The organism is Mycobacterium angelicum, assembly GCF_002086155.1.
GTDB lineage: Bacteria > Actinomycetota > Actinomycetes > Mycobacteriales > Mycobacteriaceae > Mycobacterium > Mycobacterium angelicum.
This window is the reverse complement of record NZ_MVHE01000092.1, coordinates 1-15,995: the sequence shown is the minus strand read 5'-3', so window position 1 is coordinate 15,995 and position 15,995 is coordinate 1. Positions and strand designations below refer to the sequence as shown.

Sequence of the window (15,995 nt, the reverse complement as noted above, 5' to 3'; positions counted from 1 at the left end):
CGCCACCCCCGCAAACCCGCCACCGGCCCCGTTACCGCCGTTGCCGATCAACAACCCGCCGGCCCCGCCGGCCTGTCCGGGCAACGTCCCATTCGCACCATTGCCAATCAACGGTCGTCCCAGCAGAAGCTGTGTCGGAGCATTGATCACCGCCAACACGTCACGCTCCAGCGTTTGCAGCGGCGTGGCCGCCACCACTTCGGCCGAGGCATACGCTTTGGCGCCCACGGCCAACGACTGCGCAAACCGCTCGTGGAACGCCGCCATCTGCTCGCTGAGCTCCTGATACTGGCGCCCATGGGTACCGAACAACGCCGCAACGGCTACCGAAATCTCATCGTTACCTGCAGCGGCCACCACCGTCGTTGAAGCCGCCGCCGCGGCCCTCGCCTCATCCAACGACCTCCCCACAGCGGCAACATCCCCCGCCGCCTGCACCACCCACTCCGGGGCCACCGCTAAAAACGACATGACTACCAACCTCCGCTAAACCCGAATAAGACCCAGAAAATGCACAAATAACCCACCAAAAGCCTGCACTCGGCATTCAATATCGTCCAGACAGAAAATATGAAACAAACCCATCTACTCGACGGAATACCACGACAAGCGACTACCCGTAAATGCGTCAAATACGCACTACAACAGAGAGCCTAGGCGTGCATCCAACGCAAGGAATCCTTGCAAGTTGTAAATTCCCGACCGCAAGGCAGTTGTTTATCGACCGACCCGCAATCGCTTATCAAAATCTGCAACGAACCCTTGCAGCCAATGACGCAATTACAATGCAGCTGCGACTTACCGCCAAAAGCGCCGTTTCCGAACAAGACGCTGCACGACGTCGACCGCCTGGATCACCTGCTGAGCCAACTCCTCCGTCGAATTGCACAGGTAGCGGTTGAGCACATCGCATAACACGCCCAAAGCGGCATTGAGGGCGGGATCCGAGGCCGCCTCGCGATGCACGACCAGCTCCGCCCACACCGAAGCAAGCCCGGCATCGGCCCCATCGATCCCCTGCCGCACCAGCTTGAGCAGGTCTTTGACGGATCGCTTCGGGACGGCCTGAGCGCTGGCCGGGCGCATGGCGCCAGCGACACCGCCCATTGCCATCGGAGCCGGCGCCGCCGCTGCAAAGCTTCGCACCGGGGCCCAGCCCGACGGCATTTCGACCGGCTGCACCACTTCGGTCAGGGGCCCGGCGTCGGTGCGCTCGGGGTCGACGGCGACGAACGCGGTGAATCTCGACAGCACCCCGAACCGGATGGAATGCGCGACCAGCCGCGCGGCCAACTCTTCGTCCGGGTATCCCGAGGCGTATTCGTCTTCCAGGTCGCGAACCACCGAACGTGCCCAAATAGTCTGCACTGCAATAGCTTTCGTTGCCTCATGGGCCGGCAGTGCGGCGGCGAAAGAACCGTCGGCAGCGACGTGGAACGTCACCGCGCCGCCCCGCCCGCGGTAGCGCCCGCAGATCACGCAGGGCACCCCGGCGAAGACATCGGGCGATCGGCCGGGCGTGACAGTGCCTTCGATGATTTCGGCGCCCTCGGCACTCACCCGGACGCCGGTCAGCGCCGGGCGCCCGATGGTTCGCGCCAGCCGGGTCATCGCCTCGTCGAGACGCTCCTCGGATTCGACGAGTTCGCTTCGGCCGTTGCCCAGCCGCGCGAGCCGGTCCAGGAAACCGGCGTTGACGGCGCGATCGATGCCCACGCAGTACACGCGGGTCCGGCCCAGCACCGGCGCCAGCGTGGTGAGCAGGTGGTCCTCGCCGGTGATCTGGCCGTCGGTCACCAAAACCACACTGGCCAACCGGTTTTCATCCGATGCGGCCAGCAGCTCGGCGGCCATCCGCAGCGGCTCGGCCATCGCGGTGCCGCCGCGGCTTTGCAGCGAGCCCAGCCAGGACGACGCGGCGAACCGATTTCGGTCGGTGGCCTCGACCAGACCGGCGGGCAGGCCGGCGGGCGTATCGATCCGGTCGTCGAAGCCCAGTACGCTGAACCGGTCGACGGTGTCGAGCATGTCCACGATCCGCCCCGCGGCGCGGCGCGCGGCGACCATCTTCCAGCCGTTCATCGACCCGGACCGGTCCAGCAACACGACGACGTCGCGCGGAGTCGTGACCGGCTCGGCGGGCGCCAACACAGTCACCGACCAGGTGCCCTCGTCTCCCTCGGCGTCCGGAACCAGCAGCGCCGTCGACGAAAGTTGTTGGCGCTCAACGCCGAAGCGCAGGACGAAATCCTGGTCGGCGCGGGCGCCCGGCTCGACGTGCATCCGGGTCGGCCCCTCGGCCGCAGTGATCGTGACGGGCAACGACGCCCGCAACTGCGACACCGCCAGGCCACCACCATCTACGGTCACCGCGATCTCGAGGTCGGGTCGCGCGTCGGCGTCTTCGAGGCGAGGCGGCGTTACCCGCGAGGCGTCCGGGACGGCGTCGGTATCGGCCGCCAATCCGGGGCCGGTCTGGTCACCGGGCACCGGAGTTCCGGTGGTGTAGCGCGGGGCGACCACGAGCGGGAACCGGAAGGTGGCCTCGCCGTCCTCGAAAGCCAGCGGGCCGGTGAGGCGCATTTCGATGGTGGCTTCCTCGCCGGGCCCGAGGTTGCCCACCCGCACCGAGAACACGTCGGGGCGGTCCTCCTCCACGATCGCGGCGCGCTGACCGGCGACCAGGGCCTGCTCGTAGTCGACGCGGGCCTGGCCACGTTCCTTGAGCACGCCCACCACCCGCCGCCCGGCCAGGTCGGCAGCGAAGTCGGTGACGCCCGCGCGGGCGGGCAACGGGAACACATAGGTGGCCTCGATGGCGGTATCCCCGGTGTTTGCGAAGCGCTGACGGACGAGCGAGGTTGCGGTCATGCCGACGATGGCGGTGTCGAGGTGCAGCGCCCGCAGCGGCAGCCGCGCCCCGTCGGCCGAACGCAGTTCGCCGCAGGTCGGCTTGTCCAACTGAGTACTCATTGCGATTCCTTTCCGGAAGGGGCCAGCAGGTCCAGCAGCGGCGCGGCGGCGCGGCGCACTGTGTCGAGGTCGGGCAGCGGCCCCCCGTCGACCAGCAAGGTGACAGTGTCGGAAAGCCGGACTGCCTGCAGGGCGGTGACCTCGGGCACCTCGGCCGCAACCACCGGCGGGATCTGCCAGAACCGGCTCGCCGCGCGCGAGGGCGCTGGAGGCTCCGGGTCACCGAGGCCGGGCGGCATGGCCTCGCGCGGGATGGCGGCCAGCGACTCCAGCTCCGCCGGCGACAAGGCCTCGAGCCGTTGGGCGATTTCGTCCAGCGACAGACCCTCGCCCTGCAGCCTTTTGATGGCGACCAGCCGCAGCAGGTGGGTGCGTCCGTAGGTGAGCGCGCGCCCGCGGGTGCCGGGCCGGGGCAGCAGGCCGCGGGCGGTGTAGTAGCGGATCATCCGTTCGGCCGGAATCGGTTTGGCCTGGCGGTTGTCGGGCACCACACCGCAGGCCTGCACCGCATCGGCGGCGACGGCGGCGAACTCGGCGAGGGTAAGCAGCGTGTCCATGTCTATTTGACAGTGTCACCCACTTAAAGACACTGTCAAATAGCTATTTGTAACTTCTGTCCCAATAGTCACAGCGTGCCGACCTGCGATCCGGCCGCCGATCACCTAATCTGCACACGATGCTCACTTCTCGGACCTTCACGCGAGCGGCATCATGCCTGGCCGCAGCGGCTTTCGTGACGACTCTGGGGATGCCGGCCGCCTTCGCCGACCCCAATCCGGAGGCCAACGGCGGCGCCGCTAATTGCCCTTACAAAATCTCCACTCCCCCCGCGGTGGACTCCTCGGAGGTGCCCCGAGCCGGCGAACCACCGCTACCCCTGGCGGTGCCCGCCACACCGGTGGGCGGCAATGCGCTGTCCGGCTGCGGCATCATCACCGCCCCCGACACCCCGCCGGTACCCAACGACGTCTCCGCCGAAGCCTGGCTGGTGGCCGACCTGGACAGCGGCGCAATTGTCGCCGCGCGCGACCCACACGGCCGGCATCGCCCGGCCAGCATCATCAAGGTGCTGGTCGCAATGGCCTCCATCAACGCGTTCAACCAAAACAAGACCGTGCCCGGAACCGACGACGACGCGGCCGCCGAGGGCACCAAGGTCGGTGTGGACAACGGCGGCGTCTACACCATCAACCAGTTGCTGCACGGCCTACTGATGCACTCGGGCAACGACGCCGCGCACGCCCTGGCCATGCAACTCGGCGGCATGCAGCAAGCGCTGGAAAAGCTCAACGTGCTGGCCACCAAGCTCGGCGGCCACGACACCCGCGTCGCCACACCGTCGGGACTCGACGGGCCCGGCATGAGCACCTCGGCCTATGACATCGGCCTGTTCTACCGCTACGCCTGGCAAAACCCGGTGTTCGCCGACATCGTGGCAACCCGCACGTTCGACTTCCCCGGCCACGGCGATCATCCCGGCTACGAGCTGGAGAACGACAACCAGTTGCTCTACCACTACCCCGGCGCGATGGGCGGCAAGACCGGTTACACCGACGACGCCGGCCAGACCTTCGTGGGCGCCGCCAACCGCGATGGCCGGCGACTGATGGCGGTGCTGCTGCACGGCACCCGCCAGCCGATCGCGCCATGGGAACAGGCCGCACACCTGCTGGACTACGGGTTCGCCACACCGCAGGGCACCCAGGTGGGAACCCTGGTCGAACCCGACCCCTCGCTACTGGCCCCCAAGGGCAAACCCACCGAGCGGGCGAATGACCAGGCCGCCGGCTTGATGCCGTCCGGCGACGCACTGCCGGTGCGGGTGGGCGTGGCGGTTATCGGCGCCGTGATCGTGTTCGCGTTGATCCTGGCCGCGCGCTCGATGAACCGCAGGCCCCGCACGCTTTAGACTTTCCGGATGACCGCCCTGTATGAGGACGCCGGGGGCGTCCTGGAATTACTCAGCTGCCGGGTACCAGTCAGCTGAGGGGCCTATCCGGGCGTGGGCTGCGGGTCGGGCTCACCGCTGCCAGTGTCGGCGTCATCTATGGATACGACCTGTCCATCATCGCGGGCGCGCTGCTGTTCGTCACCGAGGACTTCGGGCTCACCACGCGACAGCAGGAACTGCTGACCACGATGGTGGTGATCGGCCAGGTCGCCGGGGCTTTTGCCGGCGGCGCGCTGGCCGACGCGATCGGGCGGAAACGGTCCCTGGTCCTCATCACCGCCGGCTACGCGATATTCGCTGTCCTGGACGCGGTTTCCGTCTCGTTGCCGATGCTGCTGGTGGCGCGGCTGCTGCTGGGCGTGGCCATCGGTGTTTCGGTGGTCGTGGCCCCGGTCTACGTCGCGGAATTGGCGCCACCGGCCGTGCGCGGGGCCTTGGTGGCCGCCTACCAACTGGCGACGGTCAGCGGCATCATCGTGGGCTACCTGACCGGTTATCTGCTTGCAGATGCACACAGTTGGCGGTGGATGCTGGGGCTGGCCGCGGTGCCCGCGACGCTGCTGATGCTGTTGCTGCTGCGCATGCCCGATACCGCTCGGTGGTATCTGCTCAAGGGCCGAGCCGACGACGCCCGCCGGGCCGTGCTGCAGGTGGAGCCGGAAAAACCGGTTGCCGACGTCGATCAACAGCTCGACGAAATCAGCCTTGCGATACGCGAACACAGCGGCTCCCGCAAGGGAAACCTGTCCGAGATGCTGCGTCGGCCGTATCTGCGGGCAACCATATTCGTGATCGCGCTCGGTGTGCTCGTCCAGGTCACCGGAGTCAACGGGATCATCTACTACAGCCCCCGGCTGTTTGAAGCGATGGGCTTCGAGGGCAACTTCGCGCTGCTCGCTTTGCCGGCGATGGTGCAGGTCGCCGGGCTGGGTGCGGTGGCCACCTCACTGCTGCTGGTCGACCGGCTGGGCCGGCGTCCAATCCTGTTGTCCGGCATAGCGATGATGGTCGTCGCCGATGCCGTACTCATCGCCGTCTACGCCCACGGGCTCGGCCTGTTGTTCGGGTTTGTGGGGGTGTTGCTGTTCATCGTCGGCTTCAACCTCGGCTTCGGCTCGTTGGTGTGGGTTTACGCCGCCGAGGCGTTTCCCACTCACCTGCGGTCGCTGGGTTCGAGCACGATGCTCACGTTCAACCTGACGGCCAATGCGCTCATCGCCGGTTTCTTCCTGACGATGCTGCATTGGCTGGGCGGCACCGGCGTTTTCGCGGTGTTCGGCGCGCTCGCCCTGATTTCCCTCGTCGTGATCTATCGGTATGCGCCGGAGACCAAAGGCCGTGAGCTCGAAGAGATCCGCCACTTCTGGGAGAACGGCGGCCGCTGGCCGGCCGACGCAAAGACCCGATGATCGTCTCCGCCGCAACCGCGGTTATCGACGGGCGGACCTGCCGGCCCGGGTGGGTGCGGACATCCGGCAGGCACATCCTGGAGTGCGGCAGCGGGGAAGCGCCCGGGCCGCCCGACGTCCACTTCCCGGATTGCGTTGTGGTGCCAGGGTTTATCGACATGCACGTGCATGGCGGCGGCGGCGAGTCGTTCACCGACGGGCGGAGCTCCGGGGTTGCGGAGTTTCACCTGCGCCACGGCACCACGACCATGCTGGCCAGTCTGGTCACCGCGGCCCCCGACGAGCTGCTCTCCGCGGTCGCCGATCTCGCCGAGGCAACCCGGTCAGGCATGGTCGCGGGCATTCACCTGGAGGGACCATGGCTGAGCCCGGCACGGTGCGGCGCGCATGACCACACCCTGATGCGGTCACCGCATCCCGCGGAGATCGACGCCGTCCTCGCCGCCGCCGACGGCACCATCCGGATGGTCACGCTGGCACCCGAACTGGCCGGCAGCGCCGAGGCGATCCGGCGCTTCCGGGACGCCGATGTCGTTGTGGCAGTGGGGCATACGAATGCAAACTACGAGCAGACCCGGGGTGCCATCGCGTTGGGCGCGACCGTCGGCACCCATCTGTTCAACGCAATGCCGCCGCTGGACCATCGTGACCCCGGTCCGGTGCTGGCCTTGCTGACCGATCCGCGGGTGACGGTCGAACTGATCGCCGACGGGGTGCACGTCGACCCCGAGATGGTGCGCGCTGTGCTGCAGTGGCTCGGCCCGGACCGGGTCGCGCTGGTCACCGATGCGATCGCCGCCGCCGGCTACGGCGACGGCGCGTACCGGCTTGGCGCGGTACCGATCGACGTGGAGTCCGGTGTGGCGCGGGTGCGTGGCACGCCGACGATCGCGGGCAGCACCGCCACCATGGATGAAATGTTCCGGCTGGTGGCCGAACTCAGCACCCTGGCCGACGCGGTCCAGACGACCTCGGCGACACCGGCCCGGGCGCTCGGCCTGGATCGGATGGGTCGGCTGCAAGCGGGTTACGACGCCAACCTCGTTGTGCTGGACCGGGATTTGCAGGTCCACAAAGTCATGCACAACGGGATATGGCACCCTAGCGCCGCGTCCGGAACAACCGCGAAACCGTAAGCGCCCCAATGGCTCCCGCGGCCGCGGCGGCCATCGTCTGCCGCGCACTCAGCCCCTCGTCGACCTGTATCCGCGGGCTGATGATCGCCGGCCCGGGCGGATCCACCGGCTCGGCGCGCGGGTCTTCCCTGGCCGCCGTGGCGGCCCACGCCGTGGCGAACAGGACGAGGTAGGAGGTGACGTACGCGAACACCATCAAACCCAGCACCGGCCCGAATGCCGCGCCCGCCGGGCTGCGCAGCACCGCACCCAGATAGATCGAGCCGACCTGTTTGAACACCTCGTATCCGACGGCGGCCATCAGGCCGGCGCGCAGCGAGGTGACGATGCTGGCCGGCTGCCGCGGCAACCGGGCGATCATCCAGCTGAACAGCAGCCAGGACACCAGGAACGAGATCAGCAGCGAAACGGCCCGGAAGATCGGATCGAACACCGAAAACTCTGGAATGCCAAGCCATCTCAGCACCGCGTGCATCGGCGCCGCATGGCCCAGCGCACTCAGCGCCAGCGTAGCCACGATCACCACGAAGGTGCCCACCATTGCCGCCAGATCGGACAGTTTGGTGCGCACGTAACCCGTCGTATCGAGCGACTGGTCCCACATCTCGCTCAAGGCCTGCCGCAGATGCGTCATCCAGCCCAGACCCGCCCAGGCCGCCGTGACCAGGCCGATCGCACCCACGGAGGCCCGCGCGTCGATCGCCGAATCCATCAAATCCACCAGTTGCTGACTCAGTGCGCTGGATATCTCGGCCCGGATCCGGTTGTGGATGGTGTCGATCAGCGTCGGATTGCGCGACAGCGCGAATCCGATCACCGAGAAGCTGACCATCAGCAACGGAAACAGGGCGAAAATCGTGTAGTACGTCAGGCCGGCGGCAAAGAAGCCGCCCCTGCGCTGGCTGAACCGGCTATAGGCGCGGACCACATGGTCCAGCCGGCCGTACCGGGACCGTAGCCGATCGAAGATCCCTGGCTTGGCCGGATCGGTCATGAACGCCCTATTCCCGTTGCGGAAGGAACCCTAACCGATCGTAGACCCGCTGTACGGTTTTGCTGGCGACATCGTTGGCGCGCTGCGCGCCGGCCGCCAGCACCGCCTCCAGCTCGGCCGCGTCGGCGATCAATTCGTCCACCCGCGCCTTGATCGGGCTGACGTATTCCACCACCGCTTCGGCGGTTTCCTTCTTCAGGTCGCCGTAGCCGCGGCCGGCATAACCGTCGACGAGAGTGTCAATGCCGATTCCGGTGACCGCCGACTGGATGCTGAGCAGGTTCGACACCCCGGGCTTGGCGTCGGGGTCATAACGGATCTCGCGTTCGCTGTCGGTCACCGCCGAGCGAATCTTCTTGGCGGACTTGGCCGGATCGTCGAGCAGGCTGATCAATCCGGCATCGGTGCTCGCCGACTTGCTCATCTTCGACGTCGGATCCTGCAGGTCGTAAATCTTGGCCGTGACCTTGGGGATGAGCACGTCGGGAACCACGAAGGTGTCCGGGAAGCGGCTATTGAACCGCTGCGCGATGTCGCGCGCCAACTCCAAATGCTGACGCTGGTCCTCGCCCACCGGCACCAGATCGGTGTCATAGGCCAGCACGTCGGCGGCCTGCAACACCGGGTAGGTGAACAGGCCGACGGTGGCCGAATCGGTGCCCTGACGCGCCGACTTGTCCTTGAACTGCGTCATCCGCGAGGCCTGGCCGAAGCCAGTGAAACAGCCCAGCACCCAGGCCAGCTGGCTATGGGCCGGCACCTGGCTTTGCACGAAGATGGTGGCGCGATTGGGGTCGATGCCCAGCGCCAGGTATTGCGCGGCGGTGACCAGAGTTCGATGCCGCAGCGCGGCCGGATCCTGCGGGATGGTGATCGCGTGCAGATCGACCACGCAGAAGAACGCTTGATATTCCGGGTGATCGTCTTGCAGGCCGACCCACTGGGCGACGGCGCCCAGCGCGTTACCCAGGTGAAGCGAGTCAGAAGTTGGCTGCACGCCGGAGAAAATCCGGCCGGATCCGGTAGGGGTGCTCATGATGCCCTCGATCTTTTCACGGGTGCACCCGCCGTGTTTGGGGCCGCTTGCGATACCGCCGGTACCGCATTTAGTGTCGGGTAGGTGAGTACTCGCACACCGATCCACTTGGGCGCCAAAGACGGCTCCGCCGAACCCATCCTGTTGCTGCACCCATTCCTGCTCTCCCAGGCGGTGTGGGAGACGGTGGCCCAGCAACTGGCCGACACCGGCCGGTATGAGGTTTTCGCCCCCACCATGGCCGGGCACAACGGCGGCCCGCCCGCCGGCACCTGGTTCCTGTCATCTGCGGTGCTGGCCGACAACATCGAGCGCCAGATGGACGAGCTGGGCTGGGAAACCGCCCACATCGTCGGCAATTCCCTGGGCGGATGGGTCGCGTTCGAACTCGAGCGGCGCGGGCGGGCGCGCAGCGTCACCGGCATCGCCGCGGCCGGCGGTTGGACCCGCTGGAGCCCGGCCAAGTTCGAGGTCATCGCCAAGTTCGTACTGGGAATTCCGCTGATGGCGCTGGCCTGGCTATTCGGGCAGCGCGTGTTGCGGCTGCCGTTCAGCCGTCCGCTGGCCACCTACGCGATCAGCGCGTCGCCCGACGGGGTCAGCGAGCGCCAACTCAGCACCATCATCGACGACGTCGCACACTGCCCGGCCTATCTGCAGCTGCTGGTCAAGGCGGTGCAGTTGCACGGCCTGCGCGAGCTTGCCGAGAACGCCGTTCCGGCGCACCTGGTGATCTGCGAGAAGGACCGGGTTGTGCCGGCGCCGAGATACACCCGCCACTTCACCACCCACCTGCCCGACGACCACAAGGTCACCAAGCTGGACGGCGTGGGCCACGTGCCGATGTACGAGGCGCCCGAGCGCATCACCAAGGTCATCGACAGCTTCATCCAGGAGTGCTGCCCGCACATGCGGGCCATCGAGCCCCCGGCTAGTTAGCCAGCTCTTTTTCCAGGTTCTCGGCGATGGCCTGAAGAAAGTCCTCGCTATTCAGCCAGCGCTGATCGGGGCCGATCAGGATGGCCAGGTCCTTGGTCATCTTGCCGCTCTCCACGGTGCCCACCACGACTTCTTCCAGCGTCTGGGCGAACTGCCGGACCTGCGGCGTGCCGTCCAGCTTGCCGCGGTGCTGCAGGCCGCGGGTCCAGGCGAAGATCGAGGCGATCGGGTTGGTGGAGGTGGGCTGACCGGCCTGATATTGGCGGTAATGCCGCGTGACGGTGCCGTGCGCGGCCTCGGCTTCCACCGTCTTGCCGTCGGCGGTCATCAGCACCGACGTCATCAGGCCCAGCGACCCATAGCCCTGCGCCACGGTGTCGGACTGGACGTCGCCGTCGTAGTTCTTGCACGCCCAGACGTAGCCGCCCTCCCACTTGAGGCAGGCCGCGACCATATCGTCGATCAGCCGGTGCTCGTAGGTCAGCCCTTCGGCGTCGAACCGTTCCTTGAACTCCTCGTCGAACACCCGCTGAAATTCGTCTTTGAACATGCCGTCATAGGACTTCAAAATGGTGTTCTTGGTCGACAGGTACACCGGCCATTTCGCTTGCAGGCCATAGGAAAACGACGCGCGGGCAAAATCGCGAATCGACGATTTGAAGTTGTACATGCCCATCGCCACACCGCCGTCCTCGGGGAACGACACCATCTCGTGCACGATCGGCTCGCTGCCGTCGGACGGGGTGAAAGTCAGTGTGACGGTGCCCGGCCGGTCGACCTTGAAGTTCGTCGCCCGGTACTGGTCGCCGAATGCGTGGCGGCCGATGACGATTGGCTTGGTCCAGCCCGGAACCAGCCGGGGCACATTGGAAATCACGATCGGCTCACGAAAAATGGTGCCGCCCAAGATGTTTCGGATCGTTCCGTTGGGCGAAAGCCACATTTTCTTGAGATTGAACTCCTGAACCCTGGCCTCGTCGGGGGTGATCGTCGCGCACTTGACGCCCACGCCGTGTTTCTTGATCGCATACGCCGCGTCGATCGTCACCTGGTCGTCGGTGGCATCGCGGTGCTCGATGCCCAGGTCGTAATAGTCCAGGTTGATGTCCAGATGCGGGAGGATGAGCATCTCTTTGATCAGCTTCCAGATGACTCGGGTCATCTCGTCCCCGTCGAGCTCTACTACCGGGCCTTTTACCTTGATCTTGGGTTCGCTGGACATTGTCAGACCAGCCTACGGCCAGCCGAATTGGCATCGTGTGCCCGCCATGCGCTAATCTTCGAAGCGGTCATGAGTGCCAGCGTTTAGCCCCGGCTTGCTGGCCGGCAACCCTCCAACCGCGGTGGGGTGCCCCGGGTGAAAGACCAGGTTGAGTAGCCAAACCCGGCTACACGGCAAGCGCGGGTCCGCCAAGACGGGCCCCTGGCCAGACAGGGATACTTGATGGGCACCTCCGAAAGCAATTCCGAAACCGATCCGACGGCGCATTGGTCGTTCGAGACCAAGCAGGTTCACGCAGGTCAGAGCCCGGATGCGAGCACCAATGCGCGGGCGCTGCCGATCTACCAGACCACGTCGTACACCTTCGACAGCACCGCACACGCCGCCGCGCTGTTCTCTCTCGCCGAGCCGGGCAACATCTACACGCGCATCGGCAACCCGACCACCGACGTGGTCGAGCAGCGCATCGCCGCCCTGGAAGGCGGGGTGGCCGCGTTGTTCCTGTCTTCGGGGCAGGCCGCGGAGACGTTCGCGATTCTCAACGTCGCCGGTGCCGGCGATCACGTGGTATCCAGCCCACGGCTGTACGGCGGCACTTATAACCTGTTCCACTACTCGCTGGCCAAACTCGGCATCGAGGTCAGCTTCGTGGAAGACCCAGACGATCCGGAGTCCTGGCAGGCGCAGGTTCGGCCCAATACCAAGGCGTTCTTCGGCGAGACGATCTCCAACCCGCAGATCGACATCCTGGACACCCCGGCGATCGCCGAGGTTGCCCACCGCAACGGGGTGCCGCTGATCGTCGACAACACCATCGCCACGCCATACCTGATCCAGCCGCTGAGCCAGGGCGCCGACATCGTCGTGCACTCGGCCACCAAGTACCTGGGCGGGCATGGCGCCGCGATCGCCGGAGTGATCGTCGACGGCGGCACCTTCGACTGGACACAGGGCCGCTTCCCCGGCTTCACCACACCCGACCCGAGCTACCACGGCGTGGTGTACGCCGAGCTGGGGCCGCCGGCGTATGCGCTCAAGGCCCGTGTGCAGTTGCTGCGCGACCTGGGCTCGGCCGCTTCGCCGTTCAATGCATTTCTGGTGGCCCAGGGCCTGGAAACGCTGAGCCTGCGGGTGGAGCGCCACGTTGCCAACGCCCGACGGGTCGCCGAATTCCTGGACGCCCGCGACGACGTGCTGTCGGTGAACTATGCGGGCCTGCCCAGTTCACCGTGGTACGAGCGGGGAAAGAAGCTGGCACCCAAGGGAACCGGCGCGGTCCTGGCCTTCGAGCTAGCCGGTGGTGTGGAAGCGGGCAAGGCGTTCGTGGACGCGCTGCGGCTGCACAGTCACGTCGCCAACATCGGCGATGTGCGCTCACTGGTGATCCACCCCGCATCGACCACGCACGCTCAGCTGAGCCCCGAAGAGCAGCTGTCCACGGGGGTCAGCCCCGGGCTGGTGCGCTTAGCTGTGGGTATCGAAGGTATTGCCGATATCCTGGCCGACCTGGAGCTTGGTTTCGCCGCCGCTGGGGTATATGCCACCACTGATAGCAGCAGCGACCCGCAGGCTGTGGCGGCGTTCTGAGGACTTCTGACAGATGACGATCTCCGAGGTGCCTACGCAGAGGCTGCCCGCTGAAGGCGAGCTGGGGCTGGTCCACATCGGCTCCCTGACGCTGGAAAGCGGTGTGGTGCTTGACGATGTCTGTATCGCCATCCAGCGCTGGGGCGAGCTGTCGCCGCGGCGCGACAACGTGGTGATGGTCCAGCACGCGCTCACCGGCGACTCGCACATCACCGGGCCGGCTGGCCCCGGACATCCGACCCCCGGCTGGTGGGACGGGGTGGCCGGGCCGGGCGCGCCGATCGACACCGACCGCTGGTGCGCGGTGGCCACCAATGTGTTGGGCGGCTGCCGCGGCTCAACCGGGCCCAGTTCGCTGGCTCGCAACGGAAAGCCTTGGGGTTCAAGGTTTCCGCTGATATCGGTGCGCGATCAGGTGGAGGCCGACGTGGCCGCGCTGGCCGCGCTGGGCATTACCGAGGTGGCCGCCGTCGTCGGCGGATCGATGGGCGGCGCGCGGGCGCTGGAGTGGGCCGTCGGCTACCCGGATCGGGTCCGCGCGGCGCTGCTGCTGGCCGTCGGCGCCCGGGCCACCGCAGACCAGATCGGTACCCAGACCACCCAGATCGCGGCCATCAAGGCCGATCCGGACTGGCAGAACGGCGACTACTACGAGACCGGGCGGTCACCGGATGCCGGGCTGAAAATCGCCCGCCGCTTCGCGCACCTGACCTACCGCGGCGAGGTCGAGCTGGACAGCCGATTCGCCAACGACAGCCAGGGCGCCGACGAGCCGGTGTGCGGCGGCCGCTACGCCGTGCAGAGCTACCTGGAACACCAGGGCGACAAGTTGTTGTCGCGATTCGACGCCGGCAGCTACGTGACCTTGACCGAGGCGCTGAACCGGCACGACGTCGGCCGCGGCCGTGGCGGGGTGGCGGCGGCGCTGCGCGGTTGTCCGGTGCCGGTGGTGGTCGGCGGTATCAGCTCCGACCGGCTCTACCCGCTGCGTCTGCAGGAGGAGCTGGCCGAGCTGTTGCCCGGCTGCGCCGGTCTGAACGTCGTCGAATCCATCTGCGGGCACGACGGTTTCCTGGTGGAGTCCGATGCCGTCGGCGAATTGATCCGCGACACCCTCAAGCTGGCCGACGACGAGTGTCGTGGGTTTTCCAGGTGACCCGCTCGCGGCACGACCGCTCCCTGTCGTTCGGTTCGGCTGCGGCTGCCTATGAGCGGGGTCGTCCGTCGTACCCGCCGGAGGCGATCGATTGGCTGCTCCCGGCCACCGCTCGTGACGTCCTTGACCTGGGTGCGGGAACCGGCAAGCTGACCACCCGGCTGGTCGAACGCGGCCTGGATGTCGTTGCGGTAGACCCGATTCCGGAGATGCTCGAGGTGCTGAGCGCCTCGCTGCCGAAAACCGTTGCACTGCTTGGCACCGCGGAGGAAATTCCGTTGGCGGACAACAGCGTCGACGCGGTGCTGGTGGCCCAGGCTTGGCACTGGGTCGATCCCGCGCGGGCGATTCCGGAGGTGGCCCGGGTGCTGCGGCCCGGGGGGCGGTTGGGTCTGGTGTGGAACATCCGCGACGAACGACTCGGCTGGGTGCGCGAGCTGGGTGACATCATCGGCCGAGACGGCGATCCGGTGCGCGACAAGGTGACGTTGCCCGAGCCGTTCACCGACGTGCAGCGGTGCCAGGTCGAGTGGACGAATTACCTTACGCCACAAGCACTTATCGACCTGGTCGCGTCCCGCACCTACTGCATCACCTCGCCGACGGAAGTTCGGACGAAGACGCTTGACCAGGTGCGCCAGCTGTTGGCCACCCATTCGGCGCTGGCCAATTCGGCCGGACTGGCGCTGCCGTACGTCACGGTGAGCGTGCGGGCGACGCTGGCCAAGTAACCCGGGGGCAGATCGTTCACGCTGGCCGGCCGGCCGGCGATACCGGAGGTTCCGGCCGTCCCGGCGCCACCCAGCGTTCCGTGCGCGCCACGATCGCCGAGGGCCCCGGCGGTGGACCCGGAACCACCGGAGCCGCCGAAGCCGCCAGCACCGCCGGCCGCGCCGCTGCCGCCTGCCCCGCCGATACCGGCGCTGCCCGGGTGGCCGCTGAACATGCCGCTGGCCCCGCCGTCGCCGCCTTCGCCGCCCGAGCCGCCGGAACCGCCGTTGCCGCCCGCGCCACCGGCGCCGCCGTTGCCGCCGGCGCCGTGCACAGCGCCCGCACCGCCCATGCCACCGGAACCGCCGTCAGCGCCGGCGCCGCCCATCCCGGCGTCGCCGCCGATGCCGCCGGCGCCGCCTTTGCCGCCATCCCCGACGAATACGCCGCCGTGCCCGCCGTTGCCGCCCGCACCAGCCGCGACGCCATTGCCACCGGCATCCCCGGACACCCCGGCACCGCCGGCACCGCCCGCGCCGCCCGCGCCGCCGGCACCGTTGGCCCCATCGCCGTTGGCGCCGCCGCCGGGTTCGCCGCCCGAGCCGCCCGAACCGCCATTGCCGCCGGCCGCGCCGGCGCCGCCGGTGCCGCCTTGACCACCGGCGCCGCCGGAACCGCCATTACCGCCGGCTCCGGTGCCTGCCGAAATGCCGGCCCCGCCGTCGCCGCCGTTGCCGCCGTTGCCGCCGTTGCCGCCATCGCCGCCGCGTGCGCCCGGGCCGCCGTTACCGCCGGAACCGCCGGCACCGCCGTTGCCTCCCGGGTGGCCGTCGCCGCCCTGCTTGGAGTCGGCGCCATCGCCACCGCCCCCGCCCGAACCG

The 15,995-nt window shown here is 67.6% G+C and carries 13 protein-coding genes and 1 riboswitch; of the genes, 7 read left to right on the top strand and 6 right to left on the bottom strand.

Going from position 1 to position 15,995, the window contains the following annotated elements; translation table 11 throughout:
* The 3 genes from BST12_RS26715 to BST12_RS26705 form a co-directional block, all read right to left on the bottom strand.
* Nucleotides 1-471: PE family protein (locus BST12_RS26715; protein ID WP_139801965.1), on the bottom strand; the 471-nt coding region annotated here is incomplete at its 3' end.
* Nucleotides 472-798: 327 nt separating this feature from the next.
* Nucleotides 799-2,973: a VIT domain-containing protein gene (locus BST12_RS26710; protein ID WP_083116222.1), complete on the bottom strand. Its 2,175-nt coding sequence runs from the start codon at nucleotides 2,971-2,973 to the stop codon at nucleotides 799-801.
* Nucleotides 2,970-3,530, bottom strand: coding sequence for a helix-turn-helix domain-containing protein (locus BST12_RS26705; RefSeq protein WP_211281369.1), 561 nt, complete (start codon nucleotides 3,528-3,530; stop codon nucleotides 2,970-2,972). The genes BST12_RS26710 and BST12_RS26705 overlap by 4 nt, the downstream gene beginning before the upstream one ends.
* Before the next feature lie 119 nt (nucleotides 3,531-3,649).
* On the opposite strand from BST12_RS26705, the gene dacB1 reads away from it, so the two are divergent.
* From dacB1 to nagA, 3 genes are all read left to right on the top strand, one after another.
* Entirely contained in the window at nucleotides 3,650-4,882 is a 1,233-nt protein-coding gene (gene dacB1, locus BST12_RS26700; protein ID WP_083116221.1) for a D-alanyl-D-alanine carboxypeptidase DacB1, read from the top strand.
* Nucleotides 4,883-4,956: 74 nt separating this feature from the next.
* Nucleotides 4,957-6,333: a sugar porter family MFS transporter gene (locus BST12_RS26695; protein WP_083116220.1), complete on the top strand. Its 1,377-nt coding sequence runs from the start codon at nucleotides 4,957-4,959 to the stop codon at nucleotides 6,331-6,333.
* The gene (gene nagA / locus BST12_RS26690) at nucleotides 6,330-7,469 is read left to right on the top strand and encodes an N-acetylglucosamine-6-phosphate deacetylase (protein WP_083116219.1); all 1,140 of its coding nucleotides are present in this window, start codon (nucleotides 6,330-6,332) and stop codon (nucleotides 7,467-7,469) included. Before BST12_RS26695 ends, nagA begins: the two co-directional genes overlap by 4 nt.
* Here the strand turns inward: nagA and yhjD are convergent.
* On the bottom strand, nucleotides 7,435-8,463 hold the full coding sequence (yhjD, locus tag BST12_RS26685; RefSeq protein ID WP_083116218.1) for an inner membrane protein YhjD: 1,029 nt from the start codon (nucleotides 8,461-8,463) through the stop codon (nucleotides 7,435-7,437). The two genes, nagA and yhjD, sit on opposite strands and share 35 nt — an antisense overlap.
* Before the next feature lie 7 nt (nucleotides 8,464-8,470).
* Complete coding sequence (gene trpS, locus BST12_RS26680) at nucleotides 8,471-9,499, bottom strand: tryptophan--tRNA ligase (protein ID WP_083116217.1); 1,029 nt, start codon at nucleotides 9,497-9,499, stop codon at nucleotides 8,471-8,473.
* Between the two features lie 141 nt (nucleotides 9,500-9,640).
* On the opposite strand from trpS, the gene BST12_RS26675 reads away from it, so the two are divergent.
* Entirely contained in the window at nucleotides 9,641-10,438 is a 798-nt protein-coding gene (locus tag BST12_RS26675) for an alpha/beta fold hydrolase (protein WP_170062209.1), read from the top strand.
* Here BST12_RS26675 and BST12_RS26670 read toward each other — a convergent pair.
* Entirely contained in the window at nucleotides 10,431-11,660 is a 1,230-nt protein-coding gene (locus BST12_RS26670) for an NADP-dependent isocitrate dehydrogenase (RefSeq protein ID WP_083116216.1), read from the bottom strand. The genes BST12_RS26675 and BST12_RS26670 overlap by 8 nt on opposite strands.
* Before the next feature lie 65 nt (nucleotides 11,661-11,725).
* Nucleotides 11,726-11,846, top strand: a riboswitch (SAM riboswitch).
* 36 nt (nucleotides 11,847-11,882) lie between these two features.
* Here BST12_RS26670 and BST12_RS26665 point away from each other — a divergent pair.
* Genes BST12_RS26665 through BST12_RS26655 form a run of 3 tightly spaced genes read left to right on the top strand, consistent with a single transcriptional unit; the run spans nucleotide 11,883 to nucleotide 15,134 of the window.
* Entirely contained in the window at nucleotides 11,883-13,247 is a 1,365-nt protein-coding gene (locus tag BST12_RS26665; protein ID WP_083116215.1) for a bifunctional o-acetylhomoserine/o-acetylserine sulfhydrylase, read from the top strand.
* Between the two features lie 13 nt (nucleotides 13,248-13,260).
* Nucleotides 13,261-14,403, top strand: a complete 1,143-nt coding sequence (metX, locus tag BST12_RS26660; protein WP_083116214.1) for a homoserine O-acetyltransferase MetX — start codon at nucleotides 13,261-13,263, stop codon at nucleotides 14,401-14,403.
* The gene (locus tag BST12_RS26655) at nucleotides 14,400-15,134 is read left to right on the top strand and encodes a class I SAM-dependent methyltransferase (protein ID WP_083116223.1); all 735 of its coding nucleotides are present in this window, start codon (nucleotides 14,400-14,402) and stop codon (nucleotides 15,132-15,134) included. The genes metX and BST12_RS26655 overlap by 4 nt, the downstream gene beginning before the upstream one ends.
* The last annotated feature ends 861 nt before the right edge of the window (nucleotides 15,135-15,995 follow it).

What these genes read in the sequence shown, in the direction of transcription:
- BST12_RS26710 (WP_083116222.1), bottom strand. Translation starts at nt 2,973, where the DNA reads ATGAGTACTCAGTTGGACAAGCCGACCTGCGGCGAACTGCGTTCGGCC.
- BST12_RS26705 (WP_211281369.1), bottom strand. Translation starts at nt 3,530, where the DNA reads ATGGACACGCTGCTTACCCTCGCCGAGTTCGCCGCCGTCGCCGCCGAT.
- metX (WP_083116214.1), top strand. Translation starts at nt 13,261, where the DNA reads ATGACGATCTCCGAGGTGCCTACGCAGAGGCTGCCCGCTGAAGGCGAG.
- trpS (WP_083116217.1), bottom strand. Translation starts at nt 9,499, where the DNA reads ATGAGCACCCCTACCGGATCCGGCCGGATTTTCTCCGGCGTGCAGCCA.
- BST12_RS26665 (WP_083116215.1), top strand. Translation starts at nt 11,883, where the DNA reads ATGGGCACCTCCGAAAGCAATTCCGAAACCGATCCGACGGCGCATTGG.
- BST12_RS26670 (WP_083116216.1), bottom strand. Translation starts at nt 11,660, where the DNA reads ATGTCCAGCGAACCCAAGATCAAGGTAAAAGGCCCGGTAGTAGAGCTC.
- yhjD (WP_083116218.1), bottom strand. Translation starts at nt 8,463, where the DNA reads ATGACCGATCCGGCCAAGCCAGGGATCTTCGATCGGCTACGGTCCCGG.
- nagA (WP_083116219.1), top strand. Translation starts at nt 6,330, where the DNA reads ATGATCGTCTCCGCCGCAACCGCGGTTATCGACGGGCGGACCTGCCGG.
- dacB1 (WP_083116221.1), top strand. Translation starts at nt 3,650, where the DNA reads ATGCTCACTTCTCGGACCTTCACGCGAGCGGCATCATGCCTGGCCGCA.